21 protein-coding genes are annotated in these 20,446 nt (G+C 65.8%); 14 read left to right on the top strand and 7 right to left on the bottom strand.

Features of this window, described 5'->3' with window-relative positions:
• Nucleotides 1–93: 93 nt before the first annotated feature.
• A complete protein-coding gene (gene paaX / locus ACE3TQ_RS07980) occupies nucleotides 94–1,020 on the bottom strand; it encodes a phenylacetic acid degradation operon negative regulatory protein PaaX (RefSeq protein WP_374581513.1) in 927 nt (308 codons plus the stop codon).
• A 122-nt stretch (nucleotides 1,021–1,142) separates the two neighbouring features.
• On the opposite strand from paaX, the gene paaA reads away from it, so the two are divergent.
• The 12 genes from paaA (at nucleotide 1,143) to paaZ (ending at nucleotide 12,961) form a co-directional block, all read left to right on the top strand.
• On the top strand, nucleotides 1,143–2,132 hold the full coding sequence (gene paaA, locus ACE3TQ_RS07975; RefSeq protein ID WP_374581510.1) for a 1,2-phenylacetyl-CoA epoxidase subunit PaaA: 990 nt from the start codon (nucleotides 1,143–1,145) through the stop codon (nucleotides 2,130–2,132).
• Nucleotides 2,133–2,143: 11 nt separating this feature from the next.
• Nucleotides 2,144–2,428: a 1,2-phenylacetyl-CoA epoxidase subunit PaaB gene (gene paaB, locus ACE3TQ_RS07970; protein WP_057260923.1), complete on the top strand. Its 285-nt coding sequence runs from the start codon at nucleotides 2,144–2,146 to the stop codon at nucleotides 2,426–2,428.
• Nucleotides 2,429–2,440: 12 nt separating this feature from the next.
• Nucleotides 2,441–3,193: a 1,2-phenylacetyl-CoA epoxidase subunit PaaC gene (paaC, locus tag ACE3TQ_RS07965; RefSeq protein ID WP_374581509.1), complete on the top strand. Its 753-nt coding sequence runs from the start codon at nucleotides 2,441–2,443 to the stop codon at nucleotides 3,191–3,193.
• The gene (gene paaD, locus ACE3TQ_RS07960; protein ID WP_374581507.1) at nucleotides 3,193–3,759 is read left to right on the top strand and encodes a 1,2-phenylacetyl-CoA epoxidase subunit PaaD; all 567 of its coding nucleotides are present in this window, start codon (nucleotides 3,193–3,195) and stop codon (nucleotides 3,757–3,759) included. Before paaC ends, paaD begins: the two co-directional genes overlap by 1 nt.
• Nucleotides 3,760–3,763: 4 nt before the next feature.
• The gene (gene paaE / locus ACE3TQ_RS07955; RefSeq protein ID WP_374581506.1) at nucleotides 3,764–4,840 is read left to right on the top strand and encodes a 1,2-phenylacetyl-CoA epoxidase subunit PaaE; all 1,077 of its coding nucleotides are present in this window, start codon (nucleotides 3,764–3,766) and stop codon (nucleotides 4,838–4,840) included.
• A 122-nt stretch (nucleotides 4,841–4,962) separates the two neighbouring features.
• Entirely contained in the window at nucleotides 4,963–5,754 is a 792-nt protein-coding gene (gene paaG, locus ACE3TQ_RS07950; RefSeq protein WP_374581504.1) for a 2-(1,2-epoxy-1,2-dihydrophenyl)acetyl-CoA isomerase PaaG, read from the top strand.
• A gap of 2 nt (nucleotides 5,755–5,756) precedes the next feature.
• Nucleotides 5,757–7,313 carry a 3-hydroxyacyl-CoA dehydrogenase PaaH gene (paaH, locus tag ACE3TQ_RS07945; protein ID WP_374581503.1) on the top strand — a complete coding sequence of 519 codons (1,557 nt, stop codon included), beginning with the start codon at nucleotides 5,757–5,759 and terminating at the stop codon, nucleotides 7,311–7,313.
• On the top strand, nucleotides 7,306–7,752 hold the full coding sequence (gene paaI / locus ACE3TQ_RS07940) for a hydroxyphenylacetyl-CoA thioesterase PaaI (RefSeq protein WP_374581502.1): 447 nt from the start codon (nucleotides 7,306–7,308) through the stop codon (nucleotides 7,750–7,752). Before paaH ends, paaI begins: the two co-directional genes overlap by 8 nt.
• Before the next feature lie 14 nt (nucleotides 7,753–7,766).
• On the top strand, nucleotides 7,767–9,083 hold the full coding sequence (gene paaK, locus ACE3TQ_RS07935; protein WP_374581500.1) for a phenylacetate--CoA ligase PaaK: 1,317 nt from the start codon (nucleotides 7,767–7,769) through the stop codon (nucleotides 9,081–9,083).
• A complete protein-coding gene (pcaF, locus tag ACE3TQ_RS07930) occupies nucleotides 9,080–10,285 on the top strand; it encodes a 3-oxoadipyl-CoA thiolase (protein ID WP_374581499.1) in 1,206 nt (401 codons plus the stop codon). Before paaK ends, pcaF begins: the two co-directional genes overlap by 4 nt.
• A gap of 2 nt (nucleotides 10,286–10,287) precedes the next feature.
• The gene (gene paaY, locus ACE3TQ_RS07925) at nucleotides 10,288–10,902 is read left to right on the top strand and encodes a phenylacetic acid degradation protein PaaY (protein ID WP_374581498.1); all 615 of its coding nucleotides are present in this window, start codon (nucleotides 10,288–10,290) and stop codon (nucleotides 10,900–10,902) included.
• Nucleotides 10,903–10,915: 13 nt separating this feature from the next.
• Nucleotides 10,916–12,961, top strand: a complete 2,046-nt coding sequence (gene paaZ, locus ACE3TQ_RS07920; protein WP_374581497.1) for a phenylacetic acid degradation bifunctional protein PaaZ — start codon at nucleotides 10,916–10,918, stop codon at nucleotides 12,959–12,961.
• On the opposite strand, the gene ACE3TQ_RS07915 is transcribed toward paaZ, so the two are convergent.
• From ACE3TQ_RS07915 to ACE3TQ_RS07895, 5 genes are read right to left on the bottom strand one after another with little or no spacing between them, the layout of a single operon-like run.
• Nucleotides 12,925–13,359, bottom strand: a complete 435-nt coding sequence (locus ACE3TQ_RS07915) for a hypothetical protein (RefSeq protein WP_374581495.1) — start codon at nucleotides 13,357–13,359, stop codon at nucleotides 12,925–12,927. The genes paaZ and ACE3TQ_RS07915 overlap by 37 nt on opposite strands.
• 46 nt (nucleotides 13,360–13,405) lie before the next feature.
• Nucleotides 13,406–13,657 carry a hypothetical protein gene (locus ACE3TQ_RS07910; RefSeq protein ID WP_374581494.1) on the bottom strand — a complete coding sequence of 84 codons (252 nt, stop codon included), beginning with the start codon at nucleotides 13,655–13,657 and terminating at the stop codon, nucleotides 13,406–13,408.
• Nucleotides 13,602–14,051 (bottom strand): hypothetical protein, encoded by a 450-nt coding sequence (locus ACE3TQ_RS07905; protein ID WP_374581493.1) that lies wholly within the window; start codon nucleotides 14,049–14,051, stop codon nucleotides 13,602–13,604. Before ACE3TQ_RS07905 ends, ACE3TQ_RS07910 begins: the two co-directional genes overlap by 56 nt.
• A 59-nt stretch (nucleotides 14,052–14,110) precedes the next feature.
• The gene (locus ACE3TQ_RS07900; protein ID WP_374581492.1) at nucleotides 14,111–15,355 is read right to left on the bottom strand and encodes a hypothetical protein; all 1,245 of its coding nucleotides are present in this window, start codon (nucleotides 15,353–15,355) and stop codon (nucleotides 14,111–14,113) included.
• Between the two features lie 14 nt (nucleotides 15,356–15,369).
• Nucleotides 15,370–18,156, bottom strand: a complete 2,787-nt coding sequence (locus ACE3TQ_RS07895; RefSeq protein WP_374581491.1) for a DUF3857 domain-containing protein — start codon at nucleotides 18,154–18,156, stop codon at nucleotides 15,370–15,372.
• Nucleotides 18,157–18,281: 125 nt separating this feature from the next.
• Here ACE3TQ_RS07895 and ACE3TQ_RS07890 point away from each other — a divergent pair, with 125 nt between their 5' ends.
• Both ACE3TQ_RS07890 and ACE3TQ_RS07885 read left to right on the top strand, forming a co-directional pair.
• Nucleotides 18,282–18,647, top strand: a complete 366-nt coding sequence (locus ACE3TQ_RS07890) for a hypothetical protein (RefSeq protein WP_374581490.1) — start codon at nucleotides 18,282–18,284, stop codon at nucleotides 18,645–18,647.
• A 9-nt stretch (nucleotides 18,648–18,656) separates the two neighbouring features.
• Complete coding sequence (locus tag ACE3TQ_RS07885; RefSeq protein ID WP_374581488.1) at nucleotides 18,657–19,100, top strand: DUF2846 domain-containing protein; 444 nt, start codon at nucleotides 18,657–18,659, stop codon at nucleotides 19,098–19,100.
• On the opposite strand, the gene ACE3TQ_RS07880 is transcribed toward ACE3TQ_RS07885, so the two are convergent.
• Complete coding sequence (locus ACE3TQ_RS07880; RefSeq protein WP_374581487.1) at nucleotides 19,101–20,345, bottom strand: M24 family metallopeptidase; 1,245 nt, start codon at nucleotides 20,343–20,345, stop codon at nucleotides 19,101–19,103.
• Nucleotides 20,346–20,446 lie beyond the last annotated feature (101 nt).

The following is a 20,446-nucleotide window of genomic DNA, read 5'->3' as shown; positions in this document are numbered from 1 at the left end:
CCAATTGCCCACTTGGGGGTCAGCAAGAATGGTGGACATTTCCTGCAGAAATGTCCACCTTTCTTCCTGACCCCGAAGTGGACATTTTGTGGTTCAGCGGAGGCCGCCGAAGCGGTGGTAGAAGCTGGGCTCGGGCTGGGGGGCGCTGGGGTCTTCGCGCTGCAGGGCGGCGAGGATGTGCTGCTCGGCGCTGGCATATAGCTGGCGGTAGAGCTGGCTGGCCAGTTCGTAGGCGCGGGCGCCGGGCCATGGCTCGGGCAGCAGCTCGACCGGTAGCTGCGGGTCGTGCAGCTGCACGCGGCGGTAGGCGTGGATCAGCAGGGTACGCAGCACAAATGCCTGCTCGGGATCGATCGCGCCGGCCTCGGCCAGCAGGGCCGGCAAGCCTGCAAACTGGGCGACGAATTTCTCGTAGCCGGCGATGACCTCGCTCAGGTCCCAGCCTTCGGCCACCATGTCGCCCAGCGGGCGCGCGCGCAGGCCGGGGACTTCGGTGGCTTGCACCACGTAGACTTTGGACAGCAGCCCCAGGCGCGAGAGCAGGGCTTCCAGCGCTTCCATATCGCCGGCGGGATGGCCGGCGATGCCGGGGGCGATCACGCTGTAGCCTTCCCACAGCAGCTCCTTGCGCAGCTGGCTGCGCGCGGGCGCGTCCAGGCCGTCGGCGGCAAGCACCAGCGTCCATTGGCCGTTCCAGTGGGCGGTGAGCGGGGCGTAAATGCGGCGGAAGGCGCGGCTGAAGCGGCGCATCGCGTCCGGCGTGATGGCGTACGAGCTGCGGCGGCCATCGCGCTGGGCGCCCAGCCAGCCTTCCTGCGCCAGCCGGAACACGGACGTGCGCAGCAGCCGGTCATTCACGCCGAACGGGGCCAGCAGCTCGATCAGGCTGCCGGTCCACACCATGCCGCCGTGCGGCACGATGGCGTCGCCAAAAATGGTCATCACCAGCGATTTCGAGCGCGGCGGGTCGTCGGCCAGGAATTGTTCTATCCAGCTATTGATGTTCTGGTTTTTTTGCATAGAACTAATTCTATACTTGTCATTGATCTGGATACAGATTTTTTAAATGACACACAAAATTCGTTTGCAAACGTGTTTTTGTATCGTATTATGAGTCTATCCCGAACAAGGAGGCCCTCCTTATGTACGCACAAATGGTGGAAACCGGCCTGAAAAAGGTCCAGACCGCAGAAGATATGGACGCGCAGGAGCGCGAATTCCAGGCGCGCATTGACGCCGGCATCAAGATCGAGCCGAAGGATTGGATGCCGGAGGCTTACCGCAAGACCCTGATCCGCCAGATCTCCCAGCACGCCCACTCCGAAATCGTCGGCCAGTTGCCTGAAGGTAACTGGGTGACCCGCGCGCCGACCCTGAAGCGCAAGTCGATCCTGCTGGCCAAGATCCAGGATGAGGCGGGCCATGGCCTGTATCTCTACAGCGCGGCCGAAACCCTGGGCGTGTCGCGCGATGAGCTGCTGGCGGCCCTGCACAGCGGCAAAGCCAAATATTCGTCGATCTTCAATTACCCGACCCTGAGCTGGGCCGATATGGGCGCCATCGGCTGGCTGGTGGACGGCTCGGCCATCATCAACCAGATCCCGCTGTGCCGCTGCTCTTACGGCCCGTATTCGCGCGCCATGATCCGCGTCTGCAAGGAGGAGTCCTTCCACGCGCGCCAGGGCTACGACATCATGATGTCGCTGGCCAAGGGCACGCCGGAGCAGAAGGCGATGGCGCAGGATGCGCTGAACCGCTGGTGGTGGCCTTCGCTGATGATGTTCGGCCCGTCCGACGCCGCTTCCGTCAACAGTGCGCAGTCGAGCGCCTGGCGCATCAAGCTGTTCTCGAACGATGAACTGCGCCAGCGCATGGTGGACCAGACCGTGCCGCAGGCGGAATTCCTGGGCCTGACCATCCCCGATCCGGACCTGAAATGGAACGAGGAGCGCGGCTCTTACGACTTCGGCGAAATCGACTGGGATGAATTCCACAATGTCCTGAAGGGCAACGGCCCGTGCAACCGCGAGCGCCTGCGCACGCGCGTCAAAGCTTACGAAGATGGCGAGTGGTTCCGCGATGCGCTGGTGGCCTACGCCGACAAACACAATAAGGAGCAGGCTGCGGCCTGAGAGGAGACAAGATGAGCAAAGAATGGCCACTGTGGGAAGTGTTCATCCGCAGCCAGCACGGGCTGGCGCACAAGCATGTGGGCAGCCTGCATGCGCCGGATGCGGAGATGGCGATCAACAACGCGCGCGATGTGTACACGCGCCGCAATGAGGGCGTGAGCATCTGGGTGGTGCGCGCTTCCGATATCGTTGCCAGCGCGCCGGCCGACAAGGGGCCGCTGTTCGAGCCTTCCAACAGCAAGGTGTACCGCCACCCGACCTTCTTCCCGATGCCGGAAGAAGTGAAGAACCTGTAAGGCGCGGCTGCGATGGATAACAAGGTCAATTACCTGCTGCGCCTGGGCGACAACGCCATGGTGCTGAGCCAGCGCCTGTGCGAGTTGTGCGGCAAGGGCCCGGCGCTGGAAGAGGATATGGCGCTGTCCAACGTGTCGCTGGACCTGCTGGGCCAGACCCGCATGTGGTACACCTATGCGGCGGAACTAGAGGGCAAGGGCCGCGATGAGGACAAGCTGGCTTACCTGCGCGATGCGCACGATTTCAAGAACGTGCTGCTGGTGGAGCAGCCGAACGGGAACTATGCGCATACGCTGGTGCGCCAGTTCTTCTTCGATACCTGGCATTACTTCCTGATCGGCGCGCTGACGCGTTCCTCCGATGCGCGCATTGCGGAAATCGCGGAGAAGTCGCTCAAGGAAGTGACTTACCACCTGCGCCGCAGCGGCGACCTGATTGTGCGCCTGGGCGATGGCACTGAGGTCAGCAAGCGCTTCACCCAGACCGCCGTCGATGAGCTGTGGATGTACACCGGCGAGATGTTCAACTACGACGCGGTGGATGAGGCCATGGTGGCCGAGGGCGTGGCGCCTTCGAGCGCGGCCCTGCGCGAGCAGTGGTTGTCGCATGTGTCCGATATCCTGGGCGAGGCGACCCTCGTTATGCCGCCGGCCGATGCGTGGATGCAGAAGGGCGGCAAACAAGGCCGCCATACGGAGCACCTGGGCTACCTGCTGGCCGAGATGCAGTTCCTGCAGCGCGCCTATCCCGGTTCGGAGTGGTGATGGACGCTGCGCGCGTGTGGGCCCTGCTGGAGCAGGTTTCCGATCCCGAGATCCCGGTGATCTCGGTGGTGGACCTGGGCATCGTGCGCGATGTGCAGGTGACTGGTCCTTCTTCGTGCGCGGTGACTATCACGCCGACATATTCCGGCTGCCCCGCCATGCAGGTGATTGCCGATGCGGTACAGGGCGCCTTGCACGACGCGGGCATCGGCCAGGTGGACATCATCACCCGCCTGTCGCCGGCGTGGACCACGGACTGGATGAGCGACTCGGGCAAGGCCAAGCTGAAAGGCTACGGCATCGCGCCGCCGGCGCAGCGCGTGGTCGATATCAGCGGCTTGCGCTCCGGTGTCCGCCGCGCCGACGCGCCGCTGCCTGCCGCCGGCACGCCCGAGGCGCTGCGTGCCGGCGTGGCGCGTGGCGCGGTGGCTGCGCCGAAAGTCGTCTGTCCGCACTGCGGTTCCAGCCATACCGAAATCACCAGCCAGTTCGGCTCCACGCCCTGCAAGGCGCTGTACAAGTGCCTCGATTGCCGCGAGCCCTTCGACTACTTCAAGTGCCACTGACACCATGAGCAAATTCTATCCACTGTCCGTCGCCAAAGTGCAGCAGGAAACGCGCGACTGTATCGCCGTCACCTTTGCCGTGCCAGCAGAACTGCAGGACAGCTTCAAGTACCAGCAGGGCCAGCACCTGACGCTGCGCGCCATGATCAACAACGAAGACCTGCGCCGTTCGTATTCGATCTGCTCGGCAGTGCAGGACGGCGCGCTGCGCGTGGCGATCAAGCGCACGCCGGGCGGCCAGTTCTCGACCTGGGCCAACGATACGCTGAAACCTGGCGCCACCGTCGAGGTGATGCCGCCGATGGGGCACTTCAACGTGCCGCTGGATGCGAGCCATAGCAAGAACTACCTGGCCTTTGCCTCTGGCAGCGGCATTACGCCTATCCTGTCGATCATCAAGACCACGCTGCTGACGGAACCGAACAGCCGCTTCACGCTGTTCTACGGTAACCGCGCGTCGTCGTCGGTGATCTTCAAGACGGAGCTGATGGAGCTGAAGGATACTTACCTGGAGCGCTTGAATATCGTCTATGTGATGTCGCGCGAGCAGCAGGATATTGAGCTGTTCAACGGCCGTATCACGAAAGAGAAGACGCAGCAGTTCCTGCAGCATTGGGTGGATATCAAGGATTATGACAATGCCTTTATCTGCGGGCCGGAGGACATGATGCTGGGCGTGTCGGCTGCGCTGCAGGAGGCGGGCATGCCGAAGTCGGCGATCAAGATCGAGCTGTTTGCGGCGAGCATTCCGAAGCACCAGCATAAGCCGCGCGCGGTGGTGGATTCGGCGCCGCACCTGACCGAAGTGACGGTGATCATGGATGGTAATGCGGCTTCCTTCACGATGGAGAAGGATAAGGAGTCGATCCTGGATGCGGGCCTGCGCGCTGGGTTGGATATGCGCTATTCGTGCAAGGGCGGCGTGTGCTCGACCTGCCGTTGCAAGATGGTGGAGGGTAAGGTTGATATGGATGTCAATTACGCGCTGGAGGATTACGAGATCGCACGCGGCTTCGTACTGAGCTGCCAGGCATTCCCGGTGACGGATAAAGTGGTTGTGGATTTCGACCAGGCTGAATAAACCCAACCCCGGTAAACCAGGGTCAGACCCAAGGGTCTGACCCTTGGCACGCGGCAGTCGCAGACCGGGGTCTGACCCTTGGGTCTGACCCCGCCTTACCGGGTTTAAAAAAGGAGACAAAATTGACCTACGAGAACATCAAATTCCACATCACGGAAGGCATCGCCACCCTGACCCTGAACCGCCCCGATAAGCTGAACAGCTTCACGCAAGCCATGCACCTGGAAGTGCGCGAAGCCCTGCAGCAGCTGCGCGCCGACAAGTCGGTGCGCGTGCTGGTGCTGACCGGCGCCGGCCGCGGCTTCTGCGCCGGCCAGGACCTGGGCGACCGCGCCGTCGCCCCCGGCGGCGCCGCCGTCGACCTGGGCGAATCCGTCGAAAAATTCTACGCCCCCCTGGTCCTCGCCCTGCGCGAACTCCCCATGCCCGTCATCTGCGCCGTCAACGGCGTGGCTGCCGGCGCCGGCGCCAACCTGGCCCTGGCCTGCGACATCGTGCTCGCCGCCAAATCCGCCAGCTTCATCGAAGCCTTCTGCAAACTGGGCCTGATCCCGGACACCGGCGGCACCTGGCACCTGCCGCGCTTGATCGGCCACGCGCGCGCAACCGGCCTCGCCATGCTGGGCGAAAAGCTGTCCGCCGAACGCGCCGAGCAATGGGGCCTGATCTGGAAAGCCGTCCCCGACGAAGAACTGATGAACGAAGCCATGGCCATGGCCAAGCACTTCGCCAGCGCCCCGACCAAGGGCCTGGCCTTCACCAAGCGCGCCCTGCAAGCCAGCTATGGCAACACCCTGGCCGACCAGCTCAAGCTGGAAGGCGAGATGATGCGCGAGCTGGGCTACAGCCACGACTACCGCGAAGGCGTGGACGCCTTCATCAACAAGCGCGCACCGAACTTCAAAGGGGAATAAACATGGCGGCTCTGGCGCAAGGCAGTGTCGTTGCCGTGATCGGCAGCGGGGCAATGGGTTCCGGCATCGCGCAGGTGGCGGCGGCGTCCGGCTATACGGTCAAGCTGTTCGACACCCGCGCCGAGGCGGTGGACAAGGCAATCGCCGATATCGGCAAGGTGTACGGCAAGCTGGTTGAAAAAGGCAAGATGACGGCCGCCGATGCCGACGCCGCGCGCGCCCGCCTGCGCGGCGTGGCCGGCCTCGCCGACGTAGCCGACGCCAAACTGGTGGTGGAAGCCATCGTCGAGAACCTGGACGTCAAACGCAGCCTGTTCGCCGATCTGGAAGGCATCGTCGCCGACGATGCCATCCTGGCCACCAACACATCCTCCATATCGGTCACCGCCATCGCCGCCAGGCTGCGCAAGCCGCAGCGCCTGGTCGGCATGCACTTCTTCAATCCAGTGCCTTTGATGGCGCTGGTGGAAGTGATCAGCGGCCTGGCCACCGACGCCGCGGTGGCGGAAACCGTGTACGACACCTCCATCGCCTGGGGCAAGAACCCGGTGCACGCCAAGTCCACGCCCGGCTTCATCGTCAACCGCGTCGCCCGCCCGTACTATGCGGAGGGCTGGCGCCTGCTGAACGAGCAAGCCGCCGATGCCGCCACCATCGACGCCGTGATGCGCGAAGGCGGCGGCTTCCGCATGGGGCCATTCGAGCTGATGGACCTGATCGGCCATGACGTGAACTACTCCGTCACCGAATCCGTGTTCCGCGCCTACTACAACGACCCGCGCTTCACCCCATCCGTGCTGCAGCAGGAGATGGTGAATGCCGGCTACCTGGGCCGCAAGTCGGGCCGGGGCTTCTACGATTACAGCGAAGGCGCCGCCGCGCCGCAGCCTCGCGAAGAAGCGCCGCAGCCGCTGCCGGAATACATCGGCTACAGCTTTGAACCGGGCGAGCAGAACACGGGCATCGCCACCGCCATTATCGAGCGGCTGAAAGCGCACGGCGTGACCGTCACCAAGCGCAATTCCGCCGAGGGCCACCGCTCGCACGAGGCACCGGCCTTCCACTGCAACGGCGCCGCCATCTACCTGACCGACGGCCGCAGCGCCACCCAGCGCGCGCGCGACGACAAGCACGACGACATGGTGGTGTACGACCTGGTGTTCGACTACGGCACTTCACCGCGCATTGCCATTGCCTGCTCGGACCAGTGCAGCGAGCGCGCCATGAAGGCCGCCATCGGCATGTTCCAGGCGGCCGGCTTCAGCGTGACTCGCCTGGACGACGTGCCGGGCCTGGCCGTCATGCGCACCGTCGCCATGCTGGCCAATGAAGCGGCCGATGCGGTCAACCAGGGCGTGTGCAGCGCGCAGGCGGCCGACCTGGCCATGCAGAAGGGCGTCAACTACCCGCGCGGGCCGCTGGCCTGGGCCGACCTGGTGGGCGTGCCGCATATCGTCTCCGTGCTGGAGAATCTGGCCGCCAGCTACGGCGAGGACCGCTACCGCGTGTCGCCGCTGCTGCGCCGCCGCCAGCAAAGCGGGAAGAGCATCCATGCATAACCCGAAGATGAATCCGCAGGCTCTGGCGGAGGCGGCCGGCGCGGCGATGTTCGCGCGCGACCCTGCCAGTCAGGGCCTGGGTATGAAATTGGTAGAGATCCGCCCCGGCTATGCGCGCATGAGCATGCCGGTGCGGGTCGATATGCTGAACGGGCACCAGACCTGCCACGGCGGCTTTATCTTTGCGTTGGCCGACAGCGCTTTCGCATTCGCGTGCAACAGCCATAACCACACGACGGTTGGCGCGGGCTGCACGATCGACTACCTGGCCCCCGGCCGTTTGGATGATGTGCTGGTGGCGGAAGCGGTCGAGCGCACGCTGGCCGGCAAGACCGGCATCTACGATGTCAACGTCACCAACCAGGAGGGCAGGATGATCGCCACTTTCCGCGGCAAATCGCACCGCGTGTCCGGAGAGGTGGTTCCGACGCATAGCTGAAGGAGTGTTTTCCAATGGTTCAACGCATCCCCGCACCAAACGACTTGGAGCCGATCGAGCGCGCCAGCCGCGACGAGCTGCAAGCCTTGCAGCTGGAGCGCCTGAAATGGTCTCTGCAGCACGCTTACGACAACGTTGCGCATTACCGCGAAGCCTTTGATGCCAAGGGCGTGCATCCGAGCGACCTGAAGTCGCTGGCTGACCTGGCCAGGTTCCCGTTCACAGACAAGAAGACCCTGCGCGACAACTATCCTTTCGGCCTGTTCGCCGTGCCGCGCGAGAAAGTGGTGAGGGTGCATGCCTCCAGCGGCACGACCGGGCGCCCGACCGTGGTCGGCTACACCCAGCGCGACGTCGATATGTGGGCCGATGTGGTGGCGCGTTCCATCCGCGCCGCCGGCGGCCGCGCGGGCGATATGGTGCACGTCTCCTACGGCTACGGCCTGTTCACCGGCGGCCTCGGTGCGCACTACGGCGCCGAGCGCCTGGGCTGCACCGTGATCCCGATGTCGGGCGGGCAGACGGAAAAGCAGGTGCAGCTGATCCAGGACTTCAAGCCGTCCATCATCATGGTCACGCCGTCCTACATGCTGAACATCGTGGAGGAATTCCAGCGCCAGGGCCTCGATTGCGCCAGGTCTTCGCTCAAAGTCGGCATCTTCGGCGCCGAGCCATGGACCAATGCCATGCGCGCCGAGATCGAGCAGCGCGCCGGCATCGACGCGGTGGACATCTACGGCCTGTCGGAGGTGATCGGCCCCGGCGTGGCCAGCGAGTGCATCGAATCGAAAGACGGCCCGGTGATCTGGGAAGACCATTTCTATCCCGAGATCATCGACCCCGAAACCGGCGAGGTGCTGCCGGACGGCGAAGAAGGCGAGCTGGTATTCACTTCGCTCAGCAAGGAAGCCATGCCGGTGATCCGTTACCGCACGCGCGACCTCACGCGCCTGCTGCCGCCGACCTCGCGCGCCATGCGCCGCATCGGCAAGATCACCGGCCGTTCGGACGATATGCTGATCATCCGCGGCGTGAACGTGTTCCCGACCCAGATCGAGGAACAGATCTGCAAGCTGCCCAAGCTGGAGCCGCAATACCAGCTGGTGGTGACGCGCGACGGCCACCTGGACAAGCTGGAAGTGCTGGTCGAGCTGCGCGCCGGCCTGGCCCGCTCCGACGCGGGCGATGTGGCGCGCGAACTGGAACAGCGCATCAAGACCAACGTCGGCGTAAGCACCACCGTCACCCTGCTGGGCGTGGGCGGCATCGAGCGCACCGCGACCGGCAAAGCCAAACGAGTAGTAGACAAACGACCTAAGGAACAGAAATGACTGAAGCATTCATCTGCGACGCCGTGCGCACCCCATTCGGCCGCTACGGCGGCGCCCTGGCCGGCGTGCGCGCCGACGACCTGGCGGCGATCCCGATCGCGGCCCTGATGGCGCGCAACCCTTCCGTGGACTGGAAGCAGGTGGACGACGTCTACTACGGCTGCGCCAACGGCGCCGGCGAAGACAATCGCAACGTGGGCCGCATGGCGGGCCTGCTGGCCGGCCTGCCGGTGGAAGTGCCGGGCAACACCATCAACCGCCTGTGCGGCTCCTCGCTGGACGCGGTGGGCATCGCCGCGCGCGCCATCAAGTCGGGCGAAGCACAGCTGGTGATCGCCGGCGGCGTGGAGAGCATGACCCGCGCGCCGTTCGTGATGGGCAAGGCCGACAGCGCTTTCTCGCGCAGTGCCAAGATCGAGGACACCACCATCGGCTGGCGCTTCGTCAATCCGCTGATGAAGGCGCAGTACGGTATCGACTCCATGCCGGAGACCGCCGAGAACGTGGCCGAGCAATGGGCCGTGGCGCGCGCCGACCAGGATGCCTTCGCCATCCGCAGCCAGCAGCGCTGGGCGGCCGCCCACGCGGCCGGCTTCTTCAAGGGCGAGATCGTGCCGGTCACCATCCCGCAAAAGAAAGGCGAGCCGAAAATCGTCGACACCGACGAGCATCCGCGTCCGGACACCACCATCGACGCGCTGGCCAAGCTGAAAGGCGTGGTCAAGCCGGATGGCACGGTCACCGCCGGCAACGCGTCCGGCGTCAACGACGGCGCCTGCGCGCTGCTGCTGGCCTCCGCCGCCGCCGTGGACAAGTTCGGCCTGAAGCCACGCGCCAAGGTGCTGGGCATGGCCACCGCCGGCCTGGCGCCGCGCATCATGGGCTTCGGTCCTTCGCCGGCCAGCAAAAAGCTGCTGGCGCAGCTGGGCCTGACCATCGGGCAGATGGATGTGATCGAGCTGAATGAAGCCTTCGCCGCCCAGGGCCTGGCGGTGACGCGCGACCTGGGCCTGGCCGACGACGACGCCCGCGTCAACCCGAACGGCGGCGCCATCGCCATCGGCCACCCGCTCGGCGCCTCGGGCGCGCGCCTGGTGACCACCGCCCTGAACCAGCTGGAGCGCACCGGTGGCCGCTACGCGCTGTGCACCATGTGCATCGGCGTCGGCCAGGGTATCGCCCTCGTGATTGAACGGGTCTGACCATGCCTTGCTACGAAATCAACGGCGTGCGCCCGGTGGTCCATCCGACCGCCTACGTGCACCCGACCGCAGTGCTGATCGGCGATGTGATCGTCGGCCCGCGCTGCTACGTCGCCCCGCTGGCATCGCTGCGCGGCGATTTCGGCCGCCTGATCCTGGAGGAGGGCGCAAACGTGCAGGATACCTGCGTGATGCACGGCTTCCCCGGCGGCGACACCGTGGTGGAGCAGGACGGCCATATCGGGCACGGCGCCGTGCTGCACGGCTGCCGCATCGGCCGCAATGCGCTGGTCGGCATGAATGCGGTGGTGATGGACGGTGCCGTGGTCGGCGCCGAAAGCATCATTGGCGCCGCGGCCTTCGTCAAGGCCGGCATGCAGATCCCGCCGCGCAGCATGGTGGTCGGCGCCCCGGCGCGCATCCTGCGCGAAGTGACGGACACGGAACTGAAATGGAAAGGCTCGGGCACCCACCAGTACCACGAGCTGGCGGTGCGCTCGGCGCAGACCATGCGCGAGTGCCAACCCGATACCGAGGCGGCGCCGGACCGTCCGCGTATGGATTGGGAAAGTTCGCTGCCGATGCACCTGCATAAGCAAGCATTCGAGAATAAATAACGGAGACTACGAAATGGTACACACCCTGCAAAGCTTCATCGGCGGCCGCTGGCAAGGCAAGGAAGCCGCCACCGCGCTGCACAGCGCCCTGGACAACCGCGTCATCTACCACACCCACGCCGAGCAGATCGACTTCGCCGAAGCCGTGCACTACGGCCGCAAGACCGGCATCCCGGCGCTGATGAAGCTGGACTTCCAGACCCGCGCCCAGCGCCTGAAGGCCCTCGCCATGTACCTGATGGAGCGCAAGGAAGAGCTGTACGCGATCTCGCACCTGACCGGCGCCACCCGCCCGGACAGCTGGGTCGACGTGGAAGGCGGTATCGGCACCCTGTTCGCCTACGCCAGTATGGGCAGCCGCGAGCTGCCGTCGTCCAACGTGCTGCATGAAGGCCCGGCCATGGCGCTGGGCAAGCGCGGCGGCTTCTCCGGCACCCACATCCTGGTGCCGCGCGGCGGCATCGCGGTGCACATCAACGCCTTCAATTTCCCGATCTGGGGCCTGCTGGAGAAGTTCGCGCCATCCTTCCTGGCGGCCATGCCCTGCATCGGCAAGCCGGCCAGCGCCACCTCCTACCTGACCGAAGCGCTGATCCGCATGATCAACGATTCCGGCCTGCTGCCGGAAGGCGCCCTGCAGCTGGTGATCGGCAGCACCGGCGACCTGCTGGACCGCCTGGGCGGCGCCGACGTGGTGACCTTCACCGGTTCCGCCGACACCGCCGCCAAGCTGCGCTCCAACCGCAACATCATCGCCAACTCGGTGCCATTCACCGCCGAAGCCGACTCGCTGAACTGCGCCATCCTGGCGCCGGACGTCACGCCGGACGACCCCGAGTTCGACCTGTTCGTGAAGGAAGTGCAGCGCGAGATGACCACCAAGGCCGGCCAGAAATGCACCGCCGTACGCCGCATCATCGTGCCGCGCCAGCACGCCGACGCGGTGGCCGAGAAGCTGCGCGAACGCCTGGCCAAGGTGGTGGTGGGCGACCCGTCGGTGGAAGGCGTGCGCATGGGCGCGCTGGCTTCCAAGGACCAGCAGCGCGACGTGGCCGAGCGCGTGGCGCAGCTGGCGCAGGGCAACGAGATCCTGTTCGGCGGCGCCGGCGCGCTGAAGCTGGTGGGCCAGGGCGTGGAAAACGGCGCCTTCTTCGCGCCGACTTTGCTGATGTGCCGCAACGCCTTGAGCAACGACGCCGTGCACGATGTGGAAGCCTTCGGCCCGGTCAGCACCATGATGACCTACGACGGCATCGACGAGGCGCTGGAACTGGCCGCGCGCGGCAAAGGCTCGCTGGTCTCGACCCTGGTGACGAAGGACCCGGCCACCGCCGCCTATGCGGTGCCGATCGCGGCCGCCTCGCATGGCCGTGTGCATGTGCTGGACCGCGAGGCAGCGGTCGATTCCACCGGCCACGGTTCGCCGCTGCCGCAGCTGAAGCACGGTGGTCCTGGCCGCGCCGGCGGCGGCGAAGAACTGGGCGGCATCCGCGCGGTGCGCCACTTCCTGCAGCGCGCGGCGGTGCAGGGCTCGCCGACCATGCTGGGCGCCATCACCGGCGAGTACGTGCGCGGCGGCGCGGTTAAGGAAAGCGATGTGCACCCGTTCCGCAAGTGCTTCGAGGACCTGCAGATCGGCGACTCGCTGCTGACCCATCGCCGCACCGTGAGCGAGGCCGATATCGTCAACTTCGGCGGCATTTCGGGCGACTACTTCTACATGCACTTCGACGAGATCGCGGCCAAGGACACCCAGTTCGGCAAGCGCATTGCGCACGGCTACTTCGTGCTGTCGGCCGCGGCGGGCCTGTTCGTGTCGCCGGCGCCGGGCCCGGTGCTGGCCAACTACGGCCTGGACAACCTGCGCTTCATCACCCCGGTGGCGATCGGCGACACCATCCGCGCGCGCCTGACCTGCAAGCGCAAGGTCGACCGCAACCGTACCGACGACAAAGGGCGCGGCCAGGGCGTGGTGGCGTGGGATGTGCAGGTGACCAACCAGAACGACGAGCTGGTGGCCAGCTACGACATCCTGACGCTGGTCTCCAAGCGTTCCTGACGGCGCAGCACCTGCCAGCAGGCGGCGCCCGCAATGGCGCCGCTGATGGCGACATGCAGGACGAGGTCGGCCGGCAGGATTGGCGGCTCGTCCTCGCAGGCATAGGCGTCAACGCCAAACAGCACGCCGAGTGCGGTCAGTGCGGCCAGCATGCCGCCAACGGTGAAGTACGCCCAGTGACGTATGCCGAGCCGGTTGGCTACGTGGATGCCCAGGGCGAAGGGCAGGATGCCGCCGGCCGCAGCCAGCAGCCAGGCGAAGCCGAATACGTACAGTGCGCCCGGGAGCGGCGGAATGCCGGCCAGCAGCATGCCGCAAATGCCGCTCCACGTTGCAGCGGCCGTGACGGCGGCCAGGAATGCCGGGCAAGCGCGGCGCAGGGTGATGGTGTTTTCCATGGCCCGCACTGTAGCGGGCCAGTGTGCGTTCAGTGTGAAGCGGCGGTCAGGCCGCAGCCAGGATGTACACGGCGCCGGCGAATCCCAGCACGATCAGCGCCAACGCTGTCCACTTGATCTTATAATGGCGCGCATGGCAGCGCTGGCACACACGCATTTTCGCGCCGCCGCCGCTGGCAAGCGGCAGCTCCTCGTAGGTATTCCATTTGATTTCAGCGGCGCACAGCGCGCAGGCGCCGCGTTCATTGCGGCGCGCACCGCGCCACTGACGCAGTCGGTCGCCGAGCAGCGCGGCCACGAGCAGCGCGCTGAATAACAGGATCAGTATCTTCATTGTGCGGCGACTTTATCACAAGCCAGCGCGCGACCGCCCCGGCTGCCAGGCCTGACAGCAGTAGCCATGGCAACAATCCGAAGAAGTGCGCCGGCCGGTGGATGGCCGCCAGCAGCGGGGCATACAGCAGCGCCGTCGCGGCGCCGCCGCCGAGGAAAAAGCGCCAGCTGCGGATCGCGCGCCAGTTGGCATAGGCGATGCCGGCAGCGTACGGCAGCAGGGCCGCCACAAAGGCCAGTATCCACGCCAGCACCAGCGTGGCGGGCGTGAAGCGCGGCAGGGTGAAGAGCAGGGCGGCAATGCTGACCGCCGCCAGGTAGGCGCCCAGGGCGCGTGGGAGGGAAATGAAATTGTCCATGGCCCGCACAGTACGGTGCGACTGTGCGGGCCGTATGAAGCGGCCGTGAAGCCGCCGTATTAGCCGGATTTTTTCAGGCTGCTGCGCGCCTTCTCCATTTCCGCGTTTTCGCGCGCGGTCTGGCGTTCGACCAGCGCCTGCACCTGCTGCGCGGCCGTGACGATGCGTTTGAATATTTCGTTCATGGCGGCGGCGCTGGCGTCGTCGTCAAATACGATGGTTTCGCCCTCCATCCGGGCAGCGCCTTTGCGCTCCTGCAGGAAGGCGATCATCTGGCGCTGGGCGGCGAACATGCTGCGGTAGCACTCGCCCAGGTCGCCGGCAAAGGTGTACAGGCTGGCGGTCGCGTCGTCGAGCTTGGCGCGGAATTTGGATTGGGCGGCGAATTCGCTCTGGCTGATTCCCGCCTCGCGCTGCTTGATGACCTGGTCCAGGTCCTTCAGGGTGGCGGCCAGTGCGTCTTCCGCCTTGTCCACCAAGACGGAAGCTTCGCTGTAGTGATGGCGCTGGACCAGGCCGGATGCCTTGAGCTGCCGGTGGTAATCGAGCCTGTCCAGTTCCTGGTTGAAGCGGTAGAAAGCGAGCGCCATGCCGAGCGTGCTGTCGCCAATGGCACGGATGATCTGGTCCCACGGTTCGACGCCGATGGTGCGGATCGCCACCGGCTGCCCGGTTTCGCTGACTTTCTCGATCTCGCGCTGGGTATGTTCGATGGCCTCCAGGGCCTCGCGCGCCAGCTGGATCTCGATCTCTTCGCGTGATGCGCTCACTTGGATGCGCACCAGTTCGGAGAGCTGCGGCATCAGCGCCACAAAGTCCTTGCTGGACTGCGCATTGTCGATGCGGTTCAGGATTGCCAGTTCATCCGGCGTCAGCTGCTCGCCTGCCTGGCCGGCGCCGGTTTTCGCCGCGACCTGCAGCCGTACGCGTTTGCGGTAGGCCGGTTCGCGCATGGATGCCGCCACCTGCGCCGCCAGCACGGGCGGCACGATGGCCTGCATGCCGGGCACCATGCGCTGGGTCAGGTCCTGCTTGGACACCTTGCGTACATAATAGTCGCGCAGGGCTGCTTTCCCGGGCGGCAGCTTGGCATAGGCCAGGCCTTCATAGAAGGGCAGGCCGAACATGATGTCGAACAGGTCCTGCTGGTAGGAGGGCGCTTGCCGGGCGGCCCTGGCGGCGGCATCGGTCGCTTCGATAGCGGCGCGCAAGGCGGCCTGCGAATCGCCGGCGGCAGCGGCGTGCGGTGCAGCCGCTGCGGCAAGCGCCAGCAGCAGCGCACCGGATAAATGGTTCAGTTTCACGCTATTCCCGTCTCTCAAAGGCGCGCCAGCTCGTGCTGCGCCGCCACGTGGTATGGATTGTCCAGCAGGCGCTTGTTGACCGCGCGCTGGAAGTAGGTTTTTGCCTTGATCTTTTGCCCGCTGGCGAGCAGGTGGCGCCCGATATAGAAATAGGTCTCCACCAGGCGCGCCTCGATGCCGCTGGCGACATTGCGCGTGGCGTGCGTGATCAGCTGCTCCGGATCGGTTTTACCGTCCAGCATGGAGCGCACTTCGCCCAGCCAGGCCGCGTCGGCTGCCTGTCCGGTCGCCGCGCCGGCCGGCTTGCCGCCGGCCAGCTGCAGCCAGACGGCGGCGCGCGCCTGCTCGGTGCGGTCTTCGTGGTGCGTCATCGCATAGCGGAAGTCCGCCTGCGCCGGCGCCAGCTTCTCCTGGTACAGGCTGGCGAGACCGCGCGCCTGGAACACTTCCGCCTCTTCGGCGCCGCGCGCGATGACCTTGCTGAAATCGGCCTCGCTTTCCTTGAAGCGGCCCAGCGTGAAGTTCACGTCGGCGCGGCAGCGCAGGGCCAGGCTGGAGCTTGGCTGCAGCTGCACGGCGCGGTTGGCGTCCTTCAGCGCTTCCTCGCGCCGTCCCAGCCAGGCCAGGGCCACGGCGCGTTCGCACAGGGCCGGCACCGGATCGCGGCCGCCGGTCTCCGCGCTGGCGATGGCGCGGGTGGTGCTGGTGACCAGTGCGCCGATGCGCTCCTCCTCGGTCAGCGCCGGGGCCGGCGCCGCCTGCGCGGTGGCCGGCGCCTGCGCCGCGCCCTGCATGTCGGACTTGAACGCATTCAGCGCGCCCGAAATCAGCTCGTTGTACTGCTGCAGGTTGCGCGCGTGCTGCGTCATGTCGGCCGGCTGCACGCGGTCGGCCTTGGTGGCCAGCTGCAGGTTGACGTGGATGTTGTTGCGCGCCGCTTCCAGCTTGCGCTGCAGGGTGAAGGCGCTGTCGTCGAGGTCGCGCTGCACCTTGCCCGGCGTGATGTTGAAGGCATCGGGCAGGCGCAGCACCAGGTCGTATTCCGCATTGCCCGGGTAGGCCGGCACGGCCAGCGCATGCTTGCGCTTGGGCGCGCCGGGCGGGGCGAAGACTTCGGTCAGGTTGCCGGGCAGGTACTGCATGGTCCAGCCTTCGCCGTTGCGCATGTCGCTGAACAGGTTCGGCACGCTGTAGCGCACTTCCACCGCATAGGTGTTGTTGATACGGTCGTCCTCCAGCTTGATCTCGCCTTGCAGCTGCGCTTCCGCATAGCGGCGCGCCATGCCCCCTTCGTAGGCTTTGCGCAGCTCCTGCTTGCTCATGCCGGCCACGGCGACGCGCATCTCCTCGGCCGTCACGCCCGACATCTCGCTGCGCTGCACCAGCTCGGCCGGCTTGTCCATCGCCGTCACGGTGAATCGCTCGCTGCGGCGGTTCAGCAGCGTGTGCGGGGCGGCCGCCGGGATGGTGCTGAGGCCTTGCGTGCCCGGCTTCACCACCAGCACCTGGCGCCCGGCGTGCGACTGGCCCATGGCCTGCAGCTTGCCGTACTGGCCGCGCCGGGTCGGGTCCAGGTAGTAGGTTTTCCCGTCCAGCACAACCTGCACGATGGCGTGGTTGAACACCAGCGGCGAGGGCAGCACGTTGGCCAGGCCCTTGTGGGTCGTGGTCGAGACCAGCACCGGATAGGCTTCGATGCCGAGCGCGCGCAGCATCGATACGGCCAGCAGGCTCTTGTCCTTGCAGTCGCCGTAGCGGCGCTCCAGCACCTGGGCCGGCGGGAAGGGACGGTGCGAATTCTCGCCCATGGAGACCGACAGGTAGCGGATCTCGTTCTGCACATAGTCCAGGACCTTGGCCACCTGTTCTTCCCTGGTCTTGGCGGCGCGCGCTGCACGCAGCGGCGCGTCCAGCACGCCGGGCGCGGTGCGCGCGCCGAACAGTTCCAGCGCCCAGCTGTTGACGGCGGCCCAGTCCGCGAAGTCGGAGAACTGCATCCAGCGCGCCTGTTCCACATCGTCCGGCGCGTACTGTTCAAGCAGCACCGGCTCCAGCTGGCGTTCCTCGAAGCGCATGATGCGCCGGCCGTCCTTGTACTGGGCCGACTGGCGCGGCATCCTGTCCTCGGCCGCGCCCACCAGGCGGTAGTTGATGAAGCGCTCGGCCGGCATGTCCAGGATGATGCGGCGGTAGGCGTTGGGGAATCCGTTGTCCCAGTGCCCGTCCTGCAGCACGTGCTGGCCGAAGACGGGGTTCTGGCCGACCGTCGTGTATTCGTATTCCAGCGTGTCGTCGATGCGCAGGTCGCTCACCACGATCTGCGCCGTGACCGAGCCGTCGTAGATGCCGTTCTCCAGGTTGCGCTCACGCTGCAGGAAGCGGATGTCGGCGCTGGCGGTCTTGTCGATCACCTGGCCGCCGCGGTGGATCGCCACCTTGTGCAGGTACAGGCGCTGGTACTCGGGCTGGAAGTCGATCGGGATCTGCGCCAGGCTTTCCAGGCCGGACGGCTGGTGCGCAATGGCGGCGCGCCGCACGTAGTAGCTGGTGGTCTGCCCGACATGGATCTGCAGGTCGGAGAAGCGCATGCTGGCCGTTTCGCCCTTGACCGGCGCCGGCAGCACGGCCAGCCGGTCGACCCAGGCGGGCAGCGGCGCGCCGCGCTGGAACGCGCGTTCGGCTTGCGAAGTGGCCTGGGGCTGTGCTTGGGCGTGGGCGGCGAGGGGGGCGAAAGGCGCGGCGCACAGGGCGGCCGCAAAGGCCAGGCCGATGGCTTGGCGCCCTGGGGAAAATCGGAACATCTTGGTGTCTGGTCAGTTGGAAGCGCCCAACAATAGCACAGTGCCTTTCGGAATTCGAGCCTTCCGTCTAATGGTGGAAATGTGTGAGAGTTGGCGTGTGCGGTAGCGGGTATCATGCTGCCACCATGAAGTTAAAGCCTACCTGCTACCTGCTGGCCGCCGCTTTGCTGTGCGGCTGCGCTGTCGTCCACCAGCCAACCAGCATGACCCCTGTCGCGGCCGAGAGCCGCCTGACGCTGGCCGTCGCCGTGCCGCTGCGCCTGGAGACCGGCTACGAGCGCACGCTCATGCAAGGCAGCCAATGGACCCGCGTCGGCCAGGTGCCGCAAGGCGATGTGCTGCGGCCGTACAAGCATGTGCTGACGGTGGAGGGCAGCCATATCCACGAAGCCTGGCTGGTCGTCAAAGACGGCAAGCTGGTGGGCTTTTACCTGCCGGCGGAGGGGGCGTTCTCGCCGCAAAAGCCGGTGCCGCTTTCTTTCAACCCTTAAGGATTTCCAATGAAATTTGCATCCCTGGCGGCGCTTGCCGCAGCTGTAGTGCTGACTGGTTGCGCCGCTACCGGCCCTAAATTCGCGCAACAGGAAGCGCTGACGCCGAAGCTGGCTGCCGACCAAGGCCGCGTCTACTTCTACCGCGTCGACAGCTTCGTCGGCGGTGCCGTGCGCCCATCCATCAAGCTGGACGGCGCGGTGGTCGGCGATTCGACCCCGGGCGGCTATTTCTACGTCGATGCCAACGCCGGCAAGCACGAGGCAAGCACCAGCACCGAAGCCACCAACAACCTGACCTTCGTCCTGGATAAAGGCGAAATCAAATACGTGCGCACCAAAGTGCAAATGGGCCTGCTGGTTGGCCGCGTGATCCCTGAGCTGGTGAGCGCGGATGAAGCCCAGAAGGAACTGCCTTCCCTGAACTTCACCGGCGCTCCCAAAGCAAACTGATCAGGCCGCCAGGCCGAACGGATCGTCGATCGAGTGGGACGGCTGGGTGAACCAGCGCGGTCCCTCTTCCGACATGTAGAAGTGGTCTTCGTGGCGCACGCCGAATTCGCCCGGCACCACGATCATCGGCTCGTTGGAGAAGGTCATGCCCACTTCCAGCGGGGTCTTGTCGCCGCCCACCAGGTAAGGCCATTCATGGATGTCGAGGCCGATGCCGTGGCCGGTGCGGTGCGGCAGGCCTGGCAGCTTGTATTCCGGACCGAAGCCGGCCGCCTGCAGCGAGCGGCGCGCGGCCAGGTCCACTTCCTCGCACGGCACGCCCAGCTGCGCTGCCTCGAAAGCGGCCAGCTGCGCCGCCTTCTCCGCGTTCCACACGGCGCGCTGGCGCTCGCTCGGCGTGCCGTACACATAGGTGCGGGTGATGTCGGAGATGTAGTTGTGCAGCTTGCAGCCGGTATCGATCAGCACCGTGTCGCCCTGCTTCAGCGTCTGCACATAGCTCACGCCGTGCGGGAAGGAGCTGGCCACGCCGAACAGCACGATCACGAAGTAGGAGCCGGCCGGCGCGCCCACCTTGCGGTGCGCCTTGTCGATGAATTCCGCCACTTCGGTGGTGGTGATGCCTTCGCGCAGGATGCTGGCGGTGGCGATGTGCACCGCCAGGGTCATGTCCTTGGCGCGCTGCATCAGGGCGATTTCGGCTTTGGACTTGCGGGTGCGGCAGTGCGCGGTGACCGGGCGCGCGTTTTCCAGTGCATAGCCTTCGGCCAGCGGGCGGATGCCGTCGAAGATGAAGAAGGCGGCGCTTTCGTCGATGCCGATGCGCGGCGCCTGCGCGGTGTCGGGCGCAATGCCCATCTTCTTCAGCACGGCGATGAACAGGGCGTACGGGCTTTCATGCTCATGCCAGCAGTTGACCGCGCCTTCCACCAGCATGAAGTCCTTCAGCGTGTCTTCCTCGAAAGCGGGAGCGATGTACTCGACCGGGCCGCTGGCCGGCAGGATGGCGCCCACCATGCGCTCGCTCGGGTACCACTTGGTGCCGGTGAAGTAGAGCAGGCTGGAGCCGGCGTTGATGTAGATGGCGGCGATGCCGTGCTGGCGCATATAGGTCTGCGCCCTGGCGATGCGCGCCAGGTGTTCTTCCTTGCTGATCGGGGTGGCGCCTGCTGTCATGTCCGACAGGGTTGCCAGTGCCTCTTCCATCGTCTTGCCGCCAATGCCAATGCCAATACCTGCGCCCATACCGCCTCCTTATAAAACAAGGCGGTCATCATAGCACTGCAGGGACGCAAAAAAGCCGGTTATGCAGCTATCGTATTGGAGGATGACGATAGCCGCATACC

Source organism: Pseudoduganella sp. (genome assembly GCF_041914865.1).
Classification (GTDB): domain Bacteria; phylum Pseudomonadota; class Gammaproteobacteria; order Burkholderiales; family Burkholderiaceae_D; genus Rugamonas.
Note: the sequence above shows the minus strand (reverse complement) of the source record. Positions and strands in the feature narration are given on the sequence as shown.

Coding starts and splice junctions, on each gene's coding strand:
- paaX (WP_374581513.1), bottom strand. CDS start 1,020: ATGCAAAAAAACCAGAACATCAATAGCTGGATAGAACAATTCCTGGCC.
- paaA (WP_374581510.1), top strand. CDS start 1,143: ATGTACGCACAAATGGTGGAAACCGGCCTGAAAAAGGTCCAGACCGCA.
- paaB (WP_057260923.1), top strand. CDS start 2,144: ATGAGCAAAGAATGGCCACTGTGGGAAGTGTTCATCCGCAGCCAGCAC.
- paaC (WP_374581509.1), top strand. CDS start 2,441: ATGGATAACAAGGTCAATTACCTGCTGCGCCTGGGCGACAACGCCATG.
- paaD (WP_374581507.1), top strand. CDS start 3,193: ATGGACGCTGCGCGCGTGTGGGCCCTGCTGGAGCAGGTTTCCGATCCC.
- paaE (WP_374581506.1), top strand. CDS start 3,764: ATGAGCAAATTCTATCCACTGTCCGTCGCCAAAGTGCAGCAGGAAACG.
- paaH (WP_374581503.1), top strand. CDS start 5,757: ATGGCGGCTCTGGCGCAAGGCAGTGTCGTTGCCGTGATCGGCAGCGGG.
- paaI (WP_374581502.1), top strand. CDS start 7,306: ATGCATAACCCGAAGATGAATCCGCAGGCTCTGGCGGAGGCGGCCGGC.
- paaK (WP_374581500.1), top strand. CDS start 7,767: ATGGTTCAACGCATCCCCGCACCAAACGACTTGGAGCCGATCGAGCGC.
- pcaF (WP_374581499.1), top strand. CDS start 9,080: ATGACTGAAGCATTCATCTGCGACGCCGTGCGCACCCCATTCGGCCGC.
- paaY (WP_374581498.1), top strand. CDS start 10,288: ATGCCTTGCTACGAAATCAACGGCGTGCGCCCGGTGGTCCATCCGACC.
- paaZ (WP_374581497.1), top strand. CDS start 10,916: ATGGTACACACCCTGCAAAGCTTCATCGGCGGCCGCTGGCAAGGCAAG.
- ACE3TQ_RS07915 (WP_374581495.1), bottom strand. CDS start 13,359: ATGGAAAACACCATCACCCTGCGCCGCGCTTGCCCGGCATTCCTGGCC.
- ACE3TQ_RS07905 (WP_374581493.1), bottom strand. CDS start 14,051: ATGGACAATTTCATTTCCCTCCCACGCGCCCTGGGCGCCTACCTGGCG.
- ACE3TQ_RS07895 (WP_374581491.1), bottom strand. CDS start 18,156: ATGTTCCGATTTTCCCCAGGGCGCCAAGCCATCGGCCTGGCCTTTGCG.
- ACE3TQ_RS07890 (WP_374581490.1), top strand. CDS start 18,282: ATGAAGTTAAAGCCTACCTGCTACCTGCTGGCCGCCGCTTTGCTGTGC.
- ACE3TQ_RS07885 (WP_374581488.1), top strand. CDS start 18,657: ATGAAATTTGCATCCCTGGCGGCGCTTGCCGCAGCTGTAGTGCTGACT.
- ACE3TQ_RS07880 (WP_374581487.1), bottom strand. CDS start 20,345: ATGGGCGCAGGTATTGGCATTGGCATTGGCGGCAAGACGATGGAAGAG.